This window comes from Stenotrophomonas sp. STEN030 (assembly GCF_056759995.1).
Genome location: NZ_JBRREB010000038.1, coordinates 25,169 through 44,466 on the forward strand (window position 1 = coordinate 25,169; position 19,298 = coordinate 44,466).

The 19,298-nt window shown below is 64.1% G+C and carries 18 protein-coding genes; 5 read left to right on the forward strand and 13 right to left on the reverse strand.

The features are described 5' to 3' along the window. Window positions 1-72 precede the first annotated feature (72 nt). The 5 genes from ACVOLR_RS13835 to dinB form a co-directional block, all read right to left on the reverse strand. A complete protein-coding gene (locus ACVOLR_RS13835) occupies window positions 73-1,473 on the reverse strand; it encodes a YncE family protein (RefSeq protein ID WP_481536943.1) in 1,401 nt (466 codons plus the stop codon). A 116-nt stretch (window positions 1,474-1,589) separates the two neighbouring features. Further along, window positions 1,590-2,558, reverse strand: a complete 969-nt coding sequence (locus tag ACVOLR_RS13840) for an alpha/beta hydrolase (protein ID WP_481536944.1) — start codon at window positions 2,556-2,558, stop codon at window positions 1,590-1,592. 25 nt (window positions 2,559-2,583) lie between these two features. Next, the gene (locus ACVOLR_RS13845; protein ID WP_481536945.1) at window positions 2,584-4,824 is read right to left on the reverse strand and encodes a TonB-dependent siderophore receptor; all 2,241 of its coding nucleotides are present in this window, start codon (window positions 4,822-4,824) and stop codon (window positions 2,584-2,586) included. A 277-nt stretch (window positions 4,825-5,101) separates the two neighbouring features. Beyond that, complete coding sequence (gene gph / locus ACVOLR_RS13850) at window positions 5,102-5,752, reverse strand: phosphoglycolate phosphatase (RefSeq protein ID WP_481536946.1); 651 nt, start codon at window positions 5,750-5,752, stop codon at window positions 5,102-5,104. 61 nt (window positions 5,753-5,813) lie between these two features. Beyond that, window positions 5,814-6,899 carry a DNA polymerase IV gene (gene dinB, locus ACVOLR_RS13855; protein WP_481536947.1) on the reverse strand — a complete coding sequence of 362 codons (1,086 nt, stop codon included), beginning with the start codon at window positions 6,897-6,899 and terminating at the stop codon, window positions 5,814-5,816. Window positions 6,900-7,108: 209 nt separating this feature from the next. Here dinB and fabA point away from each other — a divergent pair, with 209 nt between their 5' ends. Together fabA and fabB are read left to right on the forward strand one after the other, a co-directional pair. Further along, on the forward strand, window positions 7,109-7,624 hold the full coding sequence (fabA, locus tag ACVOLR_RS13860; RefSeq protein WP_057627977.1) for a 3-hydroxyacyl-[acyl-carrier-protein] dehydratase FabA: 516 nt from the start codon (window positions 7,109-7,111) through the stop codon (window positions 7,622-7,624). Then, the gene (fabB, locus tag ACVOLR_RS13865) at window positions 7,624-8,832 is read left to right on the forward strand and encodes a beta-ketoacyl-ACP synthase I (protein ID WP_481536948.1); all 1,209 of its coding nucleotides are present in this window, start codon (window positions 7,624-7,626) and stop codon (window positions 8,830-8,832) included. The genes fabA and fabB overlap by 1 nt, the downstream gene beginning before the upstream one ends. 502 nt (window positions 8,833-9,334) lie before the next feature. Here the strand turns inward: fabB and ACVOLR_RS13870 are convergent. Next, complete coding sequence (locus ACVOLR_RS13870) at window positions 9,335-10,300, reverse strand: helix-turn-helix transcriptional regulator (protein WP_481536949.1); 966 nt, start codon at window positions 10,298-10,300, stop codon at window positions 9,335-9,337. A gap of 157 nt (window positions 10,301-10,457) precedes the next feature. On the opposite strand from ACVOLR_RS13870, the gene ACVOLR_RS13875 reads away from it, so the two are divergent. Then, window positions 10,458-11,243 carry a DUF481 domain-containing protein gene (locus ACVOLR_RS13875; RefSeq protein WP_481536950.1) on the forward strand — a complete coding sequence of 262 codons (786 nt, stop codon included), beginning with the start codon at window positions 10,458-10,460 and terminating at the stop codon, window positions 11,241-11,243. Between the two features lie 223 nt (window positions 11,244-11,466). Here the strand turns inward: ACVOLR_RS13875 and hemC are convergent, their stop codons facing one another. The 4 genes from hemC to mdoH form a co-directional block, all read right to left on the reverse strand. After that, window positions 11,467-12,375, reverse strand: coding sequence for a hydroxymethylbilane synthase (gene hemC / locus ACVOLR_RS13880; RefSeq protein ID WP_481536951.1), 909 nt, complete (start codon window positions 12,373-12,375; stop codon window positions 11,467-11,469). A gap of 30 nt (window positions 12,376-12,405) precedes the next feature. Further along, window positions 12,406-13,140 (reverse strand): LytR/AlgR family response regulator transcription factor, encoded by a 735-nt coding sequence (locus ACVOLR_RS13885; protein WP_481536952.1) that lies wholly within the window; start codon window positions 13,138-13,140, stop codon window positions 12,406-12,408. A 99-nt stretch (window positions 13,141-13,239) separates the two neighbouring features. After that, on the reverse strand, window positions 13,240-13,905 hold the full coding sequence (locus ACVOLR_RS13890; protein ID WP_481536953.1) for an alpha/beta hydrolase: 666 nt from the start codon (window positions 13,903-13,905) through the stop codon (window positions 13,240-13,242). An 82-nt stretch (window positions 13,906-13,987) separates the two neighbouring features. Next, a complete protein-coding gene (mdoH, locus tag ACVOLR_RS13895) occupies window positions 13,988-15,907 on the reverse strand; it encodes a glucans biosynthesis glucosyltransferase MdoH (RefSeq protein ID WP_481536954.1) in 1,920 nt (639 codons plus the stop codon). Between the two features lie 788 nt (window positions 15,908-16,695). Here mdoH and ACVOLR_RS13900 point away from each other — a divergent pair. Then, window positions 16,696-16,875 (forward strand): CsbD family protein, encoded by a 180-nt coding sequence (locus tag ACVOLR_RS13900; RefSeq protein WP_282272641.1) that lies wholly within the window; start codon window positions 16,696-16,698, stop codon window positions 16,873-16,875. Window positions 16,876-17,004: 129 nt separating this feature from the next. Here the strand turns inward: ACVOLR_RS13900 and ACVOLR_RS13905 are convergent, their stop codons facing one another. The 3 genes from ACVOLR_RS13905 to ACVOLR_RS13915 form a co-directional block, all read right to left on the reverse strand. Then, complete coding sequence (locus ACVOLR_RS13905; protein ID WP_481536958.1) at window positions 17,005-17,313, reverse strand: DUF3817 domain-containing protein; 309 nt, start codon at window positions 17,311-17,313, stop codon at window positions 17,005-17,007. A gap of 79 nt (window positions 17,314-17,392) precedes the next feature. Further along, window positions 17,393-18,325, reverse strand: coding sequence for a CorA family divalent cation transporter (locus ACVOLR_RS13910; RefSeq protein ID WP_481536955.1), 933 nt, complete (start codon window positions 18,323-18,325; stop codon window positions 17,393-17,395). 70 nt (window positions 18,326-18,395) lie between these two features. Next, window positions 18,396-18,722, reverse strand: coding sequence for a hypothetical protein (locus tag ACVOLR_RS13915; RefSeq protein WP_481536956.1), 327 nt, complete (start codon window positions 18,720-18,722; stop codon window positions 18,396-18,398). A 107-nt stretch (window positions 18,723-18,829) separates the two neighbouring features. Here ACVOLR_RS13915 and ACVOLR_RS13920 point away from each other — a divergent pair, with 107 nt between their 5' ends. After that, window positions 18,830-19,123, forward strand: coding sequence for a hypothetical protein (locus ACVOLR_RS13920; RefSeq protein WP_481536957.1), 294 nt, complete (start codon window positions 18,830-18,832; stop codon window positions 19,121-19,123). Window positions 19,124-19,298: the final 175 nt, after the last annotated feature.

Below are 19,298 nucleotides of genomic sequence, written 5' to 3' on the forward strand. Positions count from 1 at the left end.
GTGCGGGAGATGCCGTTGCCGGCATCTCCCGCGCGTTTATCGCCTTGCCGCGCACAGGGCGCGACGGATCACTCAGCGCTGCACAGGCAGCAGGCGGGTGATGCGATCGCCCTTGGCGTCATCCGCGCCCTTGGACTTGTTGATCGCGAACATCACCGCATCCGGACCCTTGCTGACGTGGTTCGGGTAGGTGCCGCCGTCGAGGTTGGCGACGATCTTGCCGCCTTCATCGACCACCGTCACGGTGCCGGCAGCGCGGTTGCTGACATAGGCCAGACGCGTGCTCGGGCTGTAGGACACATTCAAGGAACCGGCGCCGACATACACGTCGTGCTCGACCTTGGCCGTGGCCGGGTCGACGATCAGCAGGTTGTCGCTGCCCTGCGATACCACCAGCAGGCGCTTGGCGACCGGGTTCCATGCAACACCGATCGCATCACGCGCGCCAGCCAGCGGGAACACCTTCTCCACCTTGCCACTGGCACCGTCGATGATTGCCGCCTCGGCGGCGGCCAGGCTGACGGTATAGACCTTGCCGGTGGCCGTATCGATGTCCAGGCTGCCCGGGGTGAAGGTCTCGCCGCGCTTGCCGGAGGCAATAGTGATGTTGTCCAGCTGCTGCAGCGTGCGGGTGTCGAACACGCTGATGTAGTCGGCACCGGTGGCCGAGACGTAGGCGCGGTTGCGCTGCGCATCGACCACCACGTCACGCGCGTGCGACACCGCGCCGACCGGGAACTGCTTGACCAGCGACAGGTCGGACTGGCGGTAGACCGCCACCGTGTCCTGGCGGGTATTGGTCACCCACACATTGCCGTTGGCGTCATCCACGCCCACGCCGTACACGGCGAACAGGTTGCCGTCATTGCCCGGTGCCGTCTGCGGCGATACGCGAGCGATGATCTGCAGGGTTTCCGGGTCCACCTTGAGCAGCTCGGACTGCTTCACCGGCGGGCGGCCGACCGCGCTGGTCACGAACGCGGCCTTGCTGACCGGGCTGTAAGCCACCTGGTACAAGCCCTGCACCAGACGGTTGCTGGCGGCCTGGATGCGTTCCTGGCCGGACAGGGGCACTTCCCGCGAGACCTTCAGCGAGAACACTGCCGCTGCGTCCGGCGCAGCGGCCCGCACCACGATCGGCTGCGGGCCGGCGACGGCATCGGCCGGGATGGCCAGCGTGCCGCTGAACTTGCCTTCGCCGTTGGCGACATAAGGCTGCGCGTTGAGCACGGTCTCACCGCGCAGCAAGGTCACCTTCTGTCCCGGCGTGAAGCCATTGCCTTCAATACCGGTTTCGCTGCCCGGCAGCACCACCGGTGCGGTAGCGCGCACGCTGCCGTTGAATGCGGTATCCGGCTGCGCGAATACCTGGGCGCCGGCAGCGCCGGTGGCCAGCAACAGGGCCAGGCCGAGCAGATGCGGACGCGCGACGCGGGCAGTGGTGGAAGCAGTAGTGGAACGAACGTTTGCCATCGGGCATTACCTCTTGGGTGCTGCGCGACGTCGCGCGCATCGTGGGTTTCTGCCTGGGCGGTGACGCTGCCTGGGTAATGGAGTGCCGTGCCGTCGGCCCGGACTTGGAAGTCATATCAGGAGCGCGGCTCCGCGCTGCGGTCACGCACGCCGGTGATTTCATGCAGCGCGCGCATCAACGAGGCGCGGAACATCGGGCCATGGCCGAGGCCGTCGAACTGGTGGTACTCGACATCCAAGCCGGGCACCTGCCGCAGGCGCGCCGACAACTGCTCGGCAGCGTCGGACGGTGCGCCAGAGACGCGCTTCAGATGTGCGAGCACACGCGGGTTGTTCATGTCGCGGTTGCTGGTATCGCGATCACGCTCACCGCCACCAAGCATCATCAGCACCCGCGCCGGATGACTGGCGTTGTTGCCGATGAACTGGCGTTCGGGAGCGCCCAGCATCGCGCCCTGCTGCCACCACAGCGACGGGCTGGCCGGCACATAGGTCTGGAATGCGCCGCTGCGCGTGTACAGCGTGTGCAGCACGAACAGCCCGCCCAGCGAATGGCCCCACAGTGCCTGCTTGCTGGCATCGGTTGCCACGTGCTGCGCCAGCTGCGGACGGATGCGCCGCTCGATCACTTCCAGGAACGCATCGGCGCCACCGCCGACCGCCGCGCCACCGTCTTCGGGCTGGTCAGCAATCGGCGTGTAGTCGCGGGTACGCGCAGGCGAATCGATGCGCTGCTGGTTGTCGTAGCCGACGAACACCAGCACGGTCGGCTGCTTCTGCGCCAGTTCCTCCAGCAGCGGCGCGTCGAATTCCATCAACGCGCCATTGCCATCGAGCATCCACAGCGCCGGGAAACCCGCCGCCGGTGCCTTACCGGCAGGGATGCCGAGGTTGACCCGCCACGTGCGCTGGCCATCTTCACTGCGTACCACGAAACGTTCAAAGCGGTAGTGCGCCGAGCCGGTGTCGGCAACGGTCTGGCCCATCAGCTGCGCAGGATTGCGTTGCTGGGCCACTGCCATCGGCGCGACTACGCCGAGCAGCAGCGCGGCCACGGCGAGCAGTGAGTGAAAGCGGATACGCATGTGAGTTGTCATCGCTATGCCTGGATCAGAAGCCGACGGTCAGGTTCACCCAGTAGCTGCGGCCGGGTTCGTTGTAGGTGGCGGCGCCAGCACCGGTGGCGCTGGTGCTGGTGGTGCCTTCGCGGAACAGGCGCTTGTCGAACAGGTTGTTGATACCGCCGCCGACACGCACCTTCGGCGTGATCCGGTACTGTCCACCCAGGCTCCACAGGTCATAGGCCGCGCGCGTATCCGGCGGCAACGCAGCACCGGTGGTGCTGGCCTGCGTGGCCGATTCCTGCTTGCCGTAGAAGGTGCCGGTCAGCATGAACGACAACTGCGCATTGACCTGCCAATCCAGGAAGGTATTGACCGTGTACTCGGGAATGATGGACAGCGGCTGATCGGTGGTCTTGTCGACGTTCTCGATCATCCAGGTGACATTGGTGTTCCACGACAGCACATCGCCACCGCCGATCAGCGGCACCTTCACGTTGCCTTCGACGCCGCGGATGATGGCTTCCGGCGCATTGGTCCACTGGAACACCTGACCCTTGGTGTCGTTGGTGATGCCGATGCGGTCCTGACCAGCAACGATCTTGTCCTTGTAGTCGTTGTGGAAATAGGTGACCGAGGCGTGCCAGCCGTTGTCCGGCGCCCACTCGATGCCGATTTCCTTGTTGATGCTGGTTTCCGGATCGAGGTTGGCATTACCCATCACATAGCAACCCGAGCCCAGGTTCGGGTTCAGCACCGGGCAGCCATTGCCGCGCGTGTAGTAGAGATAGTCCGGGTTGGCCTGGTACAGATTCGGTGCCTTGAACGCACGCGCGATGCCGCCCTTGATCGTCCAATCCTGCGCCAGCTTGAACTGCACGTTGAGGCTGGGGCTGAGGTTGTTGCCGAACTGCGAATGGTGGTCGAAGCGCAGGCCCGGGGTCAGCGTCCAGCGCTCGCCGATATACAGGTTGTCCTCGACGAACACGGCCGCGAACTGCTGGTCGCTCTTGCCGGTGCGCACGCCGTCGTAGCCGGGAATGCCGCCGCCGCTGCTGGACGTCTGCGTCACCGAGTACGGGTCATCCAGCTTCATGTCGCGGTACTCGAAGCCCAGTGTCGCCACCTGCTCGATGCCGCCCCAGTTCAGCGGCACGTTGATCTCGCCATCCACGCGGGTGGAGGTCAGCTCGGACGTGGAGAAGGTCGCCCCTTCGGTGATCGAGCCTTCCGGGCCACCGGCCAAGCCTTCGTTCAAGCGGGTGTTATCGGTGTCGTCGTAGGCGGCGGTAATGCGCGAGGTACCCCAGTCGTAGCTGCCGCGATGGGTCAGACCGAACGAGCGGCGCAGCATCACGTTGGTCTCGGCACCGTACAGCGCGTTCAAACGCTCGAAGCCGTCGCCGCTGACGCCGCGCTCACCGGAGTAGATATTGCCCTGGCGGCTGACGCTGGCATCCAGCTCCAGCACATGGTTGTCGTTGATGTCATAGCGCAGCAGGCCGCTGATATCGCGGTTGCGCACGCCTTCGCGGCCGGCCGGCGGGGTCACGCCGGTGGCGAACTCCTCGTTGAGCGACAGCGCATCCGGTTCGGTCTTGTTGACGTTGCCGAACAGGCGGAACGACAGCTGCTCGCTCAACGGGCCGGACAACTGGAAGCCCACGCGTTCGCTGTCGCCTTCGGCACTGTGCTCGGCCTGGCTGCCGTACAAGGTCAGCGAGCCGGTCAGGTCACCGGTCGGCTTCTTGGTGATGATGTTGACCACACCGCCGGAAGCACCCGAACCGTAACGTGCAGCGGCCGGACCACGCAGCACCTCGATGCGCTCGACCGCTTCAGCCGGCACCCAGTTGCTGTCGCCGCGACTGTTGCGCTCACCGCTGCGGCCCATGCGCACCGAGTCGCGCGAACTGACCGGGCGGCCATCAATCAGGATCAAGGTGTTTTCCGGGCCCATGCCGCGGATGTCGATCTGGCGGAAATTGCCGTAGGAGCCCGACGCGGTATTGCCGGTCAGGTTGATGCCAGGCATGCGCCGGATCACTTCGGACAAGTCATTGGCCGGCGGCAGACGTTCCAGATCGACCGCGGTGATTACCGAGCTGCCCAAGGCCTGCTTGGCGATCTGTTCGGCGGTGACATGCACGGTGTCGATGTCGGTAGCCGCTGCTGCGCCTTCGGCCAATGCTGGGCCGGCGAGCAACGCGCTCAAAGCCAGCGCAGCGGAAAGGGGATTGCGGGACAGCAAGACACGCGCGGACAACCGCGACGACGAACGACGGGACATGGGGAAGCCTCTCGACAGTGGGGATGCGCCCCTCTGGCGAACAGCTTGAGGAACGACGGATATCGAATGCAGCTGCCGGAAACAAACGCCAGACACGCTGCGGATTGCCCGCATTCTACACTAAATGAGAATGATTATTGATAACCAAGGGTGATCAGGTTGGGGGAGCGGCGTAAGCCGCGAAGCAACTGGATCGCCCGATTGCAGAAATCACTGCAATTTCGTTGCAGCCAGCTTCGCGGCTTACGCCGCTCCCACAAAAGATCCTCAAGAATGGTTACGCGACGATCGCTACCAACTCACGCATATCGTCGATCACTGCCACTGCTTCAGCCTTATCCAGATCCAGATCACGCGAATAGCCATAGCGCACCAGCACGATCGGCATGCCGGCATTGTTGGCTGCACCCAGATCCGTGCCCGAATCACCGACCATCAGGCAATCTGCCACCGGCTGCTGCAACAAGCCTGCCACATGCAACAAGGGCTCCGCTGCGGGCTTACGCTGCGGCAGCGAATCGCCACCTATGATGTGCGCGAAGAACCCGGCAATGCCCAGATGCTGCAACAAGGGCGCAACCATCGCCGCTGGCTTGTTGGTGCAGATGGCCATCGGCAGACCGCGCGTCTGCAAAGCGGTCAATGCCTCACCAACACCGTCATACAAACGCGGGCTACGCAGCAGGCAGGCCTTGTAATGCCGCATGAAAGCCGACATCACATCTTCCACCATCAGCGCACTGCCGGCATTCGCCAATGCGGTGGACACCAGATTGCGTACACCCTCGCCTATCCAGCTGCGCACCGTCGCCTCGGAGACGCGCGGCAACGCCAGCTCTTCCAATGTGAGGTTCACTGCCTCGGCGATATCACCTGCGCTGTCCACCAGCGTGCCATCCAAATCGAACACCAAGGCTTTGATCGCCACGCATCACACTCCCTGAATTGAGCATCGATTGTAGCGGCGCAGCGCTGCGTAAAGGATGTACTCAATCCAACGTGATGCTGCGAAACAAATCACCCTGGATCACCAGTTCTTCGCGGTCACGGAAACCTGACAAGCCCACGCCAACCAAGCGATAGCGCGTATCTGCCGGTAACTGCACGCGTTGGCACAAGGCCATGGCGATGTCGCGAAGATCTTCCACCGAGCTTGGCGGCGTATCCGGCGTATAGCTGCGGGTGAGAATGCGGAACTGCGCGGTCTTCAACTTCAGCACGACGGTATGACCGATGCGCTCAGTGCGCCCGGTTGCGCGCCAGGTACGTTCCGCCAACTGGGTGATGGCTTCATCAAACTCGCCCATGTGCAGGTCTTCCGCGAACGTATCCTCGGAAGAAATCGACTGCACAGGCTGATCCGGTTCCACCGGCCGCTCGTCGATACCGCGTGCACGCCGGTACAAGCCCGCACCAAAACTACCGAACAAGGCCTGCAGCTGTTCAAGCGGCAGCGCGCGCAGGTCACCGACGGTAACGATGCCCAGCGCCGACAGCTTGCCTTCCATCACCTTGCCCACGCCCGGCACCCGCTTGACCGGCAAGGGCGTCAGGAACTCCTCAACCCGCGAGGGCCGCACCACGAACTGACCATCGGGCTTGCGCCAATCAGAGGCGACCTTGGCCAGGAACTTGTTCGGGGCGATGCCGGCCGAAGCCGTCAGCCCGGTGGTCTCGCGGATCTGCGCACGGATGGTGCGGGCAATCTCGGTGGCAATGCCGTCGCAGCTCGGCGATTCCGTCACATCCAGAAAGGCCTCGTCCAGCGACAGCGGCTCCACCAGCGGGGTGTGCTGCAGGAAGATCTCGCGGATCTGTCGCGACACCGCCTTGTAGCGGGCAAAGTCCGGCGGCACGAATACCGCATCCGGGCACAGGCGCTCGGCCCGCAAGGCCGGCATCGCCGAGCGCACCCCGAACTTGCGGGCCTCGTAGGAGGCCGCGCACACCACCGAACGCGCCCCGCGCCAGGCCACCACCACCGGCCGTCCGCGCAAACTGGGGTCATCACGCTGCTCCACGGACGCATAGAAGGCGTCCATGTCGACGTGGATGATCTTGCGTTGTTGGCTCAAGGCAACAGTCTCAAAAGGTCGTCAACATGATAGCTGTTGTCGCTAAATGCACACTTGTCCTCACAAATGTACTTATTCATACCTCCCGTAACAGCCCGCGAACGGCGCTTATCTGCAGCTAACATACGCAACCGTCCAGTTAAAACATTTGATTGAACGCAGATGCTGCAGCATGCTCCGGGGCTCGCAATGGCTTTGGATTACCCCGGATGACCCGTCTGCATGCTTTCTCGCGCGACCAGCTGCTGGCCAGCGCGCGTGGCGAACTTTTCGGCCCCAACAAAGGCCGCCTGCCCAACGACCCGATGCTGATGTTCGATCGCATCACCGAGATCCGCGAGGACGGTGGCGCACACGGCAAAGGCATGATCCGGGCCGAGCTGGATATCCGTCCTGACCTGTGGTTCTTCGGCTGCCACTTCATCGGCGACCCGGTGATGCCGGGCTGCCTGGGCCTGGATGCCATGTGGCAGCTGACCGGCTTCTACCTCACCTGGCTGGGCGCGGAAGGCCGCGGCCGTGCGCTGGGCTGTGGCGAGGTCAAGTTCACCGGCCAGGTGCTGCCCAGCGCCAAGCTGGTGCAGTACGAAATCGATGTCTCGCGCGTGATCAACCGCAAGCTGGTGATGGCACAGACCGACGCCCGCATGCTGGTCGACGGCCGTGAGATCTATTCCGCCAAGGACCTGCGCGTGGGTCTGTTCACCTCAACCGAGAGCTTCTGATGCGTCGTGTCGTCATTACCGGCATGGGCATCACGTCCTGCCTTGGCAACGATCTGGACACCGTGTCCAGCGCCCTTCGTGACAGCCGTCCCGGCATCGTCGTCCTGCCCGACCACGCCGAAGCCGGCCTGCGCAGCCAGATCGGCGGCAAGGTCGATATCGATCTGGACGCGCAGGTAGACCGCAAGCTCAAGCGTTTCATGAGCGATGCAGCGGCCTATAGCTACGTGTCCATGCGTGACGCTATCGCCGATGCCGGCCTGGACGAAAGCCAGGTCAGCAACGTGCGTACCGGCCTGATTGCCGGCTCTGGCGGCGGCTCCAGCGAATGGCAGGTGGAAGCCGCCGATCTGCTGCGTAACCGTGGCGTGCGCAAGGTAGGCCCGTACATGGTGCCGCGCACGATGTGCTCGACCGTGTCGGCCAACCTGGCCACCGCCTTCAGCATCAAGGGCCTGAGCTACTCGCTGTCGGCCGCCTGCGCCACCTCGGCACATTGCATCGGCGCTGCCGCCGACCTGATCCGCCACGGCGCCCAGGACGTGATGTTTGCCGGCGGCGGTGAAGACCTGCACTGGTCGATGAGCGTGATGTTCGACGCCATGGGCGCACTGTCCACCAGCTTCAACGAAACGCCGGCCACCGCGTCGCGTCCGTATGACGCCAACCGCGACGGCTTCGTCATCGCAGGCGGCGCCGGCATGCTGGTGCTGGAAGACTACGACCACGCCGTGGCTCGTGGTGCGCGCATCTACGCCGAACTGGTTGGTTACGGCGTGACTTCCGATGGTGCCGACATGGTTGCCCCGTCGGGCGAAGGCGCCGTGCGTTGCATGAAGATGGCGATGGAAGGCCTGGACCGTCCGATCGACTATCTGAACACCCACGGCACCTCGACTCCGCTGGGCGACGTGACCGAGCTGGGCGCAGTGCGCCAGGTGTTCGGTGATGCGGTGCCGCCGTTGTCGTCGACCAAGGCGCTGTCGGGCCACTCCTTGGGCGCAGCCAGCGTGCACGAAGCGATCTACTGCCTGCTGATGATGCGTGATGGCTTCATGGCTGGCTCGGCCAATATCGAAACCCTGGACGAGCGCGTGGAAGGCTTCCCGATTCTGCGCAAGACGCAGGATGCGAAGCTGGACACCGTGATGTCGAACAGCTTCGGCTTTGGCGGCACCAATGCGACGTTGATCTTCGGCCGGGTTTGATGGCGGATTGATCTGAAAAAAACAGCCGCGAAAGCGGCTGTTTTTTTGTGCTTTTGCTTTTGCTTTTGCTTTGGCTTTGGCTTTGCTGTTGCTCTGGCTCTGGCTCTGGCTCTGGCTCTGGCTCTGGCTCTCGCTCTCGCTCTTGCTGTCCCCTCTCCCGTTTACGGGAGAGGGGTTGGGGTGAGGGGAAGCTTTGGCCTTTCGCTCTTCGCGTTGGCTGTTGCTCTGCTTCTCCGTAAAGCAACAGCAACTGCAAAAAGAAACAACAAGCAGGAGCTGCCCTCACCCCTACCCCTCTCCCGCAGGCGGGAGAGGGGAAAGCAGAGCATGAGCAGAGCAGAGCTGGGCAAAGCCAAAGCCACAGCCACAGCCAAAATCACAGCCACAGCCAAGGCCACAGCCAAGGCCAAACCAAAGCGGAGGCGAAAGCCAAAGCGGAGGCGGAGGCGGAGGCGGAGGCGAGCCTAAGCCGAGCCCAAAACCAAACCCAAACAGAGCTTCCTCAGTCGTAATTACTCAACGCCAGCGACAGCAACGCCTTGGCCTGTTCACGCAGGGACTGTGGCTCCACGATCTCCGCGTCCGAGCCGTAATGCAGCACGTCCATCAACAGCTCGCGGGATACGCTGTACGGCAGCTTCAATTCATAGCGCCCATCAGCAAGAAAACGCCCCTGCTGCTTGGAATGCCAATGCTCATCGGCCACCCAGCGCGCGGCCTTGGCACTGAACACAATCGTCGCCCAGCCCTTCGGCGCACCCGAGAAGATGCCGTAGCTGGCCGCCAACTGTTCGTTCAACTCCTCATCGGCGACATCGCGTGCTGGCTGGTCCAGCAATCGCGCCTGATGGATGCGATCCACCGCAAAACTGCGCACCGCCTCGCGGTTGTGGTCCCAGGCGTCCAGGTACCAGTTGTCGCGGTAATGGGTAATGCGCTGCGGTGACACCGTGCGGCGAGTAGCCTCATCGGTCGATCGTGCGCGGTATTCAAAGGACAGCTGCTTGCGCTCCAGCACGCCGGAAGCCACCGTGCGGAAACTGGCTTCGTCCAGCTTGCGGCCGCGGTGCGGAATTACCCGCACCCGCTCCACCGGCCAATGCGAGGCACCGGCCTGGGCGGCCAGCAAACCCTCGATGCGCTGCTGCAACGGCGCCAACATCGACGACAACACCCCGCCGCCGGTGCGCGACAACAGGTGCTGCGATGCCAGCAAGGCGTGCAGCTCCTCCGAGCTCAGCCACAAGCCCGGCAGCTCGAAACGATCGCTCTCCCCGCTCATGTAGCGGAACCCGGCCTCGCCATCGCCCTCCACCGGCGCCATCAGCGCATCACGCAGGAAGGCCAGGTCACGGTAGACCGTGGCACGGGAACAGCCCAATTCCTCCTGCAACCGCATCACCGTGACCGGGTAGCGGGCGGACTTGAGCAGACGATGCAGGGCGTTGATGCGTTCATAGCGGTCCATCCCCGGATTATGTCCGAGTCGGGGCTGCAATGGGGCAGCCCGGCCGCCGCCGTAACCGCCGATGAAGCCCCCAGCCCCTCCATGCGCCTGAGGGTCAGGGACCATCCGGTATCATCGCAACGCCTCCCATTCCGTCTCTCCCTTGGAGATCCCCCTGATGTCCCTGCGTGTTTCCCTCCTGCTGCCGTTGCTGCTGGCCGCCCCGCTGGCCTGGGCCGAAGACGCTACCGATACTTCCGACCTGGCCGCGATGAGCTCGCCGTGGAGCGGCAGCGGCGGCGAGCTGGGCTTTGCCTCGGCCCACGGCAACAGCACCACCGAGAGCTTCAACGGTCGCCTGAAGCTGCGCTACACCGATAACGATTGGATCCACAGCATGGATCTGTTCGGTCTGCGCTCCAGCGCCGAATACACCGAAACCGCCGACGACGGCAGCACCACCCGCAAGCGCCAGACCACCGCCAACCGCTATTCCGGCAGCGCCGGCAGCGCCTTGCAGCTGGGCGAGCACCGCCAGCTCACCGCCACGGTGCGTTATGAACGTGACGACTTCGCCACCTACGACCGCCTTGGTACTTTCGGTCTGGGCTACGGTACCCGCCTGATCGACGGCGAACGCGTCACCCTGGACACCCAGATCGGCCCTGGTGTGCGCCGCACCCACAACTCGGAAACCGGTGAAAACCGCACCGGCTTGATCGGCCGCGGCCTGTTCGACTTCAAGTTCGGCATCACCGAGAACACCGAGCTGGTCAACTCGCTGCTGGTGGAATCCGGTTCGTACAACACCTTCGCGCAGAACGACTTCGGTGTGTCGGTCAACATGAACCAGCACTTCGCCCTCAAGGCGGGTTGGCAGGCGCGCTACAACAGCGATGTTGCCGACCAGAAGCGCAAGACCGATACGCTGTCCACCATGAACGTGGTCTACAGCTTCAAGTAAGCAGGTGCCGGGCGCACGCCCGGCATTTGCCTTCCTGTAGTGCCGAGCCATGCTCGGCAAGAGGCTTTACCAGCAAAACCAGGCAAATCGGCATTATTTTGCAGTTTTGCAGGAGCGGCGTAAGCCGCGAAGCTGACCATGCTTGCGCGCCGATGCAGCCGGCGCTCATGCGATCTCCTGCATTCGTGGCTTCGCGGCTTACGCCGCTCCTACAACGGCAGAATCAGCGCAACAACTCGCCTGCACCACCTTCCAGTAGCTGACGCGCCACTTCACGCCCCAGCGCTTCCGGATCAGTCGCCGGGCCTTGTGCCTGCGCACGAACAGCGCGGCCATCGGCCACGCCGCCGACCAGACCCTGCAACCACAGGTCATCACCACGCCACTGCGCCAGGCCGGCCACTGGCACATGGCAGCTGCCATCCAGCGCACGGTTCATGGCCCGCTCCGCTTCCACGCAGGTGCGGGTGGCGGCATCGTCCAGCGCCTTGAGCACTGCGATCGTGTCCGCGTCGTCCTGTCGGCACTCAATCGCCACCGCCGCCTGTGCCGGCGCCGGCAGCCACTGCGGAGCGACCAGGCGATCACGGATACGTGCGCCCAGCTCCAGACGCTCCAGGCCGGCGCAGGCCAGGATGATGGCGTCGTATTCGCCCGCGTCCAGCTTGGCCAGACGGGTGTTGACGTTGCCACGCAGGTCACGCGACGTGAGGTCCGGACGCAAGGCACGCAACTGTGCCTGTCGGCGCAGCGACGAGGTACCCACACAAGCACCCTGCGGCAAGGCATCCAGCGACGGATAGGTATTGGAGACGAAGGCGTCGGCCGAATCGGCGCGGGTCAGGATCGCCGGCAGCACGAATGGCGCTTCCAGCTCCATCGGCACGTCCTTGAGCGAATGCACCGCGCAATCGGCTTCGCCGCGCAGCATCGCCAGCTCCAGCTCCTTCAGGAACAAGCCCTTGCCGCCAATGGCCGCCAGCGAGCGGTCGAGGATTTCGTCACCGCGCGTGCTCATCGGCACAAGCTCCACCTGCAGGCCCCGGTGGGCCTGGCGCAGACGGTCGGCAACGTGTTCGCTCTGCCACAGGGCAAGCGGGCTCTTTCGGGTGGCGATACGCAGGATGCTCATGCGGACATTATCGCCGCTGCAAGCCCCGGGTCACAGCCGTTCCATCTCGATCTTCAGTCCAGCGACGCAGCGGCGGCTGATTTCCAGCGGTTGCGGCACGTCACGCAGCACCGCCTGCACCTGCCCGGCCGGTGTGCGGCGGACTTCCTGCAGCCGATCGCGGGCGATCAGGCAGTTGCGGTGGATGCGGATGAAACGTCCGGAAAACTCGTCTTCCAGCGAGCGCAGCGATTCTTCAATCAAGTCTTCACCGCGCAGGTGGTGCACCACCACGTACTTCTCCTCGGCCTGCAGGTAGAGGATATCTTCCACCGGCACCAGCCGCAGGCTGCCGCGCAGGCGCGCGCACAGCACCCGCCGCGCCTGGGTTGTTACTGCCGGCGCCGCGCTGGCACGGCCAGCGATGAAGGTGCGGGCGCGCTCCAGCGCCGCGCCCAGGCGTTCTGCGCGCACCGGCTTCATCAGGTAATCGATCGCCGCCGCCTCGAAGGCCGACAAGGCGTGGGCATCGTAGGCGGTACAGAACACCACCGCCGGGCGCGGTTCGAACCCGGCCAGGTGGCGGGCGACTTCCAGACCATCGATGCCGGGCATGGCGATGTCCAGCAACACCAGATCCGGCTGGGTCTGCGCGCAGACGTGCAGGGCATCGTTGCCGTTGGCGGCCTCGCCAACCACATCCACCTCCGCCAGCTCGGACAGCAGCGCGCGCAAGCGCTCGCGTGCCAACGGCTCGTCATCGGCGATTACTACCTTCACACCCATTACCTCGCTCACGGCTCCCCAGTCGTGGCGACATGGTAGCCGGGTTCGCCGCACGCCGCCGTCAACAATCCGGCAACTGCGGCGTAGCGCACAAACCGCTCAAGCCTGCGCGAAACGGGCCTGCAACCAGTCACCCAGCGCGTGGATCTCTTCGCCGCAGACCTGGTGGGCCATCGCATAGCGGTGCCATTCCACGCCAAAGCCCAAGGTCTTGAGCACCTGCGCGCTGTGTTCGGCGATCTGCAGCGGAATCACCGGATCGGCACTGCCATGGGCCATGAACACCGGTTGCACGGTAGCGCCATCCACCAACTGCGACGGGGCGGCGTCCACTTCCGGCAGATAGGTCGACAAGGCCACCAATCCAGCTACCGGCTCGCTGCGCTTGAGGCCAGCGGACAGGATGATCGCCCCACCCTGCGAGAAGCCGGCCAGCACGATGCGGCTGGCCGGGATGCCGCGCGCCTGTTCACGGGCGATCAGCTCTTCCAGTTGCACTACCGACTCGGCGACGCCCTTGGCATCGGCGCGGCTGCGGAAATCCATGCTGACGATGTCATACCAGGCACGCATCGGCATGCCGTTGTTGATGCTGACCGGACGCTTGGGCGCATGCGGAAACACAAAGCGGATCGCCGGCCACTGCGGGCGCACCAGCTCGGGCACGATGGGCGCGAAATCATGGCCATCGGCACCCAGACCATGCAGCCAGATCACCGACCATTCCGGCGACGCGCCGGTTTCCTGCTCCACTGTTTCCAGCATGTGTATGACTCCCAAAGACAGGCGGGAATTATGCCTGCCATAGGTAGCTATCGGTTGAGCCAGCAGTTTGTGGGAGCGGCGGCTAGTCCTGCAGCGGTTCCTTCAGCGCAGCCGCACGCAACTCAGCTGCACGCAGCAACACCGGCGGCGGGGCGTTTTCTTCAGGGATGCACAACAGGCCATGCTTCCGCAGCCAGTCACCTGCTTTGCGCGATGAGGTCCATGCCACTACCGGTACCGCCAGCGCCATGCCGATGACCACCGGCGCCATCCACGCCGCCAGCGGCGGCGACACCATATAGGCGGCTCCGCCCATCACCACGCCGAACACGCTCAAGCCACCATAACTGCGCAGCAAGTCGCGCACCGAGATGCTGCCGTCGTCACGCTGCTGCGCGTCCCAGCCCGAATCCTTGCCGGCCAGCACTTCGGCAACACCACGCGACTGCACATACATCACCACCGGCGCCATCAGCGCCGCCAGCACGGTTTCCAGCAACATCGAAATGAACGCCCTGAAAGCACCGCCGCAACCAATGCGCTCCTTGCGCGAAGTCAGCATAGCCACATAGCCCATCAGCTTGGGCGACAGCAGCGCGACCATGGTCACCACGAACACCCAGAACACGCCGTCCTGGTCCAGCCCTCGCCAGTAACTCGCCGGTGCCATCCGCAGATCCAGATGCAGCTCCTGGGCCAGATCGATGCCGCCATGGATCAGCGGGATGGCGATACCAATCAGCATCAACATCGCCCACATCGGCGCGGTGAAGTAATGGCCGATACCGATCAACATATGCACGCGGTTGACCCAGTGCAGGCCCGGCGTAGCCACCACCTTGGAGTGCTGCAGGTTGCCCTGGCACCAGCGGCGGTCGCGGATCAGCAGATCGGTCAGGGTCGGCGGGCCTTCTTCGTAGCTGCCGTGCAGGTAGGGCACCATGTGGGCGGCCCAGCCACCACGGCGTATCAGTGCGGCCTCGACGAAGTCGTGGCTCAGCACGTGGCCACCAAACGGCTTACGCCCCGGCAGTTCCGGCAGACCAGCTTCTTCGGCGAATGCCTGGGTGCGGATCACCGCGTTATGACCCCAGTAATTGCTCTCGGCACCGTGCCACCAGGCCACACCGTATGCCATCACTGGCCCGTACACGCGGCCACCAAACTGCTGCATGCGGGCAAACGCGGTACGGCCACCGACCACCGCTGGCAGTGACTGGATCAGGCCGACAGTCGGATGATTTTCCATCGCCGACACCAGCCGCACGATCACATCGCCGGTCATCAGACTGTCGGCGTCGAGGATCAGCATGTGCGGGTAGGCACCACCGAAGCGCCGCACCCAATCGGCGATATTGCCGGCCTTGCGCCCGACATTGCTGGCGCGGCGGCGGTAGTACAGTCGCCCTGCACCGCCGGTGGCTTCGACCAGACGCGCGAATACCTGCTCCTCGGCACGGCCAATCGCATCGCGGGTGGTATCGCTGAGCACGTAGAAGTCGAAGTGCTCCAACTGCCCGGTAGCGGCCACCGATTCATAGATCGCCTGCAGCCCGGCCATCATCCGGCGCGGGTCTTCGTTATAGGTCGGCATCAACAAAGCGGTACGGCTGCGCAGCTGCGGCAGCGGCGTATCCGGGTAGATGCCGAGCTTGCGACGGCCACGCAGCAGCGCCTGCAGGCCAGCCAGGCTGCTGACGAAGGACATCGCGATCCAGGCGAACAGCAGCACGAACAGGCCCAGCAGACAGGCTTCGAGCACATTGATGCCGCCATTGGACAGCACCCGCGCCATCAACCAGGTGGCGAGCAGCGTGGTCAGCGCGGTGCTGCCGAAGACGTACAGCCTGCGCAAGCCGATATTGGCCGGCGCGGTCTTCTGCCGCGGCACATTCAGCGAGCCCGTGCGCAGCGATTGTTCGGGCATGGGCAAGGGGTGCTCGGCCGGCAACACCGCAATACCGGCGTCCAAACCATTGTTGGTGGTGACCTTGTTGCTCATTGCTTGCCCCGCTGCGCCATCTGCAGGCAGTCCTGGCGGCACACCTTGCCGTAACGCTGTTTGCTTGCGTGTTGCACCTGAATTCCTTGAAGGAGAAGCTGACCAGCCGGGAAAAACTAGAAGAACCAACTTAAACCTGCGGCAAACGAACCCTGCCGATCGCGATGCGGGAGCCCCCTCGAACCACCTCGCTGCAGGCGGCAACAGCACCGCCCAGGCCACTCCAGGGCCAATCGCCGCAACCCCTTGACGGCATTGGCGATGGGGGAATTATCCACCATCAAATCGACAGGCACACCTTTGCCATTCAGTTTGACTGCGTTGCAGACCGGACTGGCCACGCCTGCCACGCCGTGGCGCCTGCATGACCGCGGCCACGCCATACCTGTCCGACCCCAGGTCTTCCAGCAGACAGGCAAAGGTCAGCGCAGGCCCGGCAATGCGAGCTGGGCGGCGGCACGAGTGTGCCTGCGCAGCTGCCCCGGACCGACACCGCAGAAAAGCGTGAACATCGACAGATGACGCGACCAAGCGCGTACAGAGTTCGATCCAAACCCGTCATCGACGCTGATGGCAGACCCAACACGAACGAAGCCACCCAAACGTGGTCCGCTGAATCCGGGCACCGCACTCGACGCTGACGCGCGCTCCAACATGCGCACACACAACGCAGGCTAAATCCGCCGCTACCCGCAACGCGATCACAACATTGCACTCACCTGTTGCAAACCCGGCAATGCGCAGTCTGGACCTGTCTGCAGCAACGCAGACGTCTCCGGAGACTGTTCGTGGACCGCAACCGTGTTGAAGGCACCAAACACGAAATCAAAGGTGCCATCAAGGAAGCTGCAGGGAAGATGACAGGCAACAAAGCCCAGCAGATGGCCGGCAACATGGAGAAAAATGCTGGAAAAGCACAGAAGGCAATGGGCAAGGCTGCAGACGAGGTAAAACATCGACATTCATGATGAGCGCATCACCCAGCAAGAACTGCTTCCGCAACGCATATAACCGGAGCCCGTAGTACCCGGTATCACTGTGAAGCTTCAGTGGCGCGACCGTGTGGAAGCCGGCCGCGCCATCACATCTTCGTCAAATCAGAGCTCGCGCTTGGACAACAGGCCGATGCGGCGGAACCAGATTTCCAGTGGCACCGTCACCAGCGGCGGCACTGCCGCTACCAACGCCAACAGCACGGCCCACAGCGGCCAACGCAGCTTCACCCAGGCGTACAGGCTGACCACCACATAGAACACAAAAGCCAGGCCATGCAGGCGACCGAACAGCCATACGCCCAGCTCAGTGGTGCCGGTGCCGTATTTGAGCAGCATGCCGATCAGCAATCCGGCCCAGGTGACACCTTCAATCAGTGCAGCGGCGGCAAACAACTTGCCGGCGGGGGTCATTGGTTTGGCAGACATCGATTCCATCAGGGGTTCGAAAGAACAGCGATTGTAGGCGAGAATGTGTCGCATCCGCGCGCACTCAGATCCACCCCCGCCGCTTGAACCACAACAGCGGCACCACGATGCTCAGGCCCACTGCGGCCAGCGCGATGGCGTAGCCGTAATGCCAATGCAACTCTGGCATCGACGCGAAGTTCATGCCCCACACCCCGACCAGCACGGTCGGCGGAATGCCAACCACCGAGGCCACGGCCATCACCTTCATCACCTCGTTCTGGTCCATGTTGATCAGGCCGAGCACGCTGTCCAGCAGGAACTCGTTGCGGTCGCCCAGTTGCTGCTCGAACTCACTCAGCGAGGCCAGGTCCTTGACCACCAGCTTGATCCGCTTGGGCGCATCGGCACCAAACCACTCCGGCGTGGCTTCATCAAGATAATTCATCATCCGCAGCATGCCGTGCAGGGTGTTATGCAGCGCGCCGATGCGCCGCCCCATCGTGCCAACCTCATGCAGCATCTGCTCCAGCCTGCGTGAGGCGCGCTTGCCCTTGGGGTTGTTGAAGGCCTGCCTCGAGAACTCGCTCATGGTGCTTTCCAGCGACTCCAGCAGATCGGCCAGGCGATCGACGATGTGCTCGATCATGCGCAGGAACAGATCGGCCGAACCGTGGCAGGGATGCTTTCCCAACTCGGCTTCCACACCTTCCAGCGCATCGATGCGGTGCTCGCGCTGTACTACCAGCGCATTGGGCGCGACCACGAAGCCCAGCGGCCCGACGACGTGTTCAGCCTCATACTGAAAGCGCGGCAGATTCAGCACCAAGGCCTCGCCTTCCACCCGCACCCGGCTGCTGAACTCGATCTCGCTGATGCCGGCACGGTCGGGAATGCGGAAACCCACCTGCCGCGAGGCCTGCTCCAACTCCTCCGGCGTGGGTTGGCACAGGTCCACCCACAACGACGCGGGCGCCGTACCGCCAGCAGCGGTGGCAAGGGTGCGGCATTGGAGCATGGCGTGATTCCGCTTCGAGACCAGCGCTCATCCTCGTCTCCAGCGCACGCCGAGTAAAGCCGTCAGCAGCTCAGGCCTGCGCTTGCGCGGCGTACCAGCTTGCATAGGGCGTGTTCTTGGCCAAGTGCCGATTGAAGTCCGCTGCGCCGTCCTGCCACCAAACCGGGCCACGCTCGCCCAAACCACGTTTGGCGGCATCCACCGCCGCCCTCGCTTGCGCCAGCCGTTGCCGGTCGCCCGCCCGGCGTGCAGCTCCGACCTCCCGACGCGCAGCCATCAACTGGTTCACCAAGGTAGCGCGAACCTGCTCGGGCAAGCCTGGGTTGCTGGCCCGCCATAGCCGCCCGCGCACCACCAGATAGCGGCCATCGGGCGTGCGCAACGGCGCTTCGGCCATCTCACAGCTCCATCGGTCAGGAGCGCAGCAGTATCCCACCTGCCTACGGTTGCAAAGCGCGCCTGCCTTCACGCAAGCTCGCCATTCCTTCAACCACCAGTCCAGCCATGCAAGACAACATCATCCAGATCATCCCCGCCGACGGCTGGGTAGCCGTATTCGAAGAAGCCGGTGACGAAAGCGCGCAGAGCCTGGTGTGCTTTGCGGTAGTGGAAGAAGCCGGCAAGCGCACCGTGCGCCCGATGCTGGCCAACGGCAAGCAGATTGGTTTTGCCGACACCCTGCCCAACTTCGTCCGCGTCGAAGAAGCCGACGCCTTCGAAGAAGAGGATGAAGACGAAGAGGACGAGGAAGAAGAAGAGGAAGAAGGCGAAGAAGAGGAGGAGGAAGAAGAGGCGTAAGCCGCTTCTCCCAACCTCGCACCAAGCACCAACCTTGTAGGAGCGGGGGGGGGGGGGCCGGGGCGGCGCGGCCCCGGCCCCCCCCCCCGGCGCGGGGCGCGGGGCGCCCCGCCCCCCCCCCCCCCGCGCCCCCCCCGCCGGCCCAGGGGCCCGCCCCGGCCGGGGGGGGCCCGCC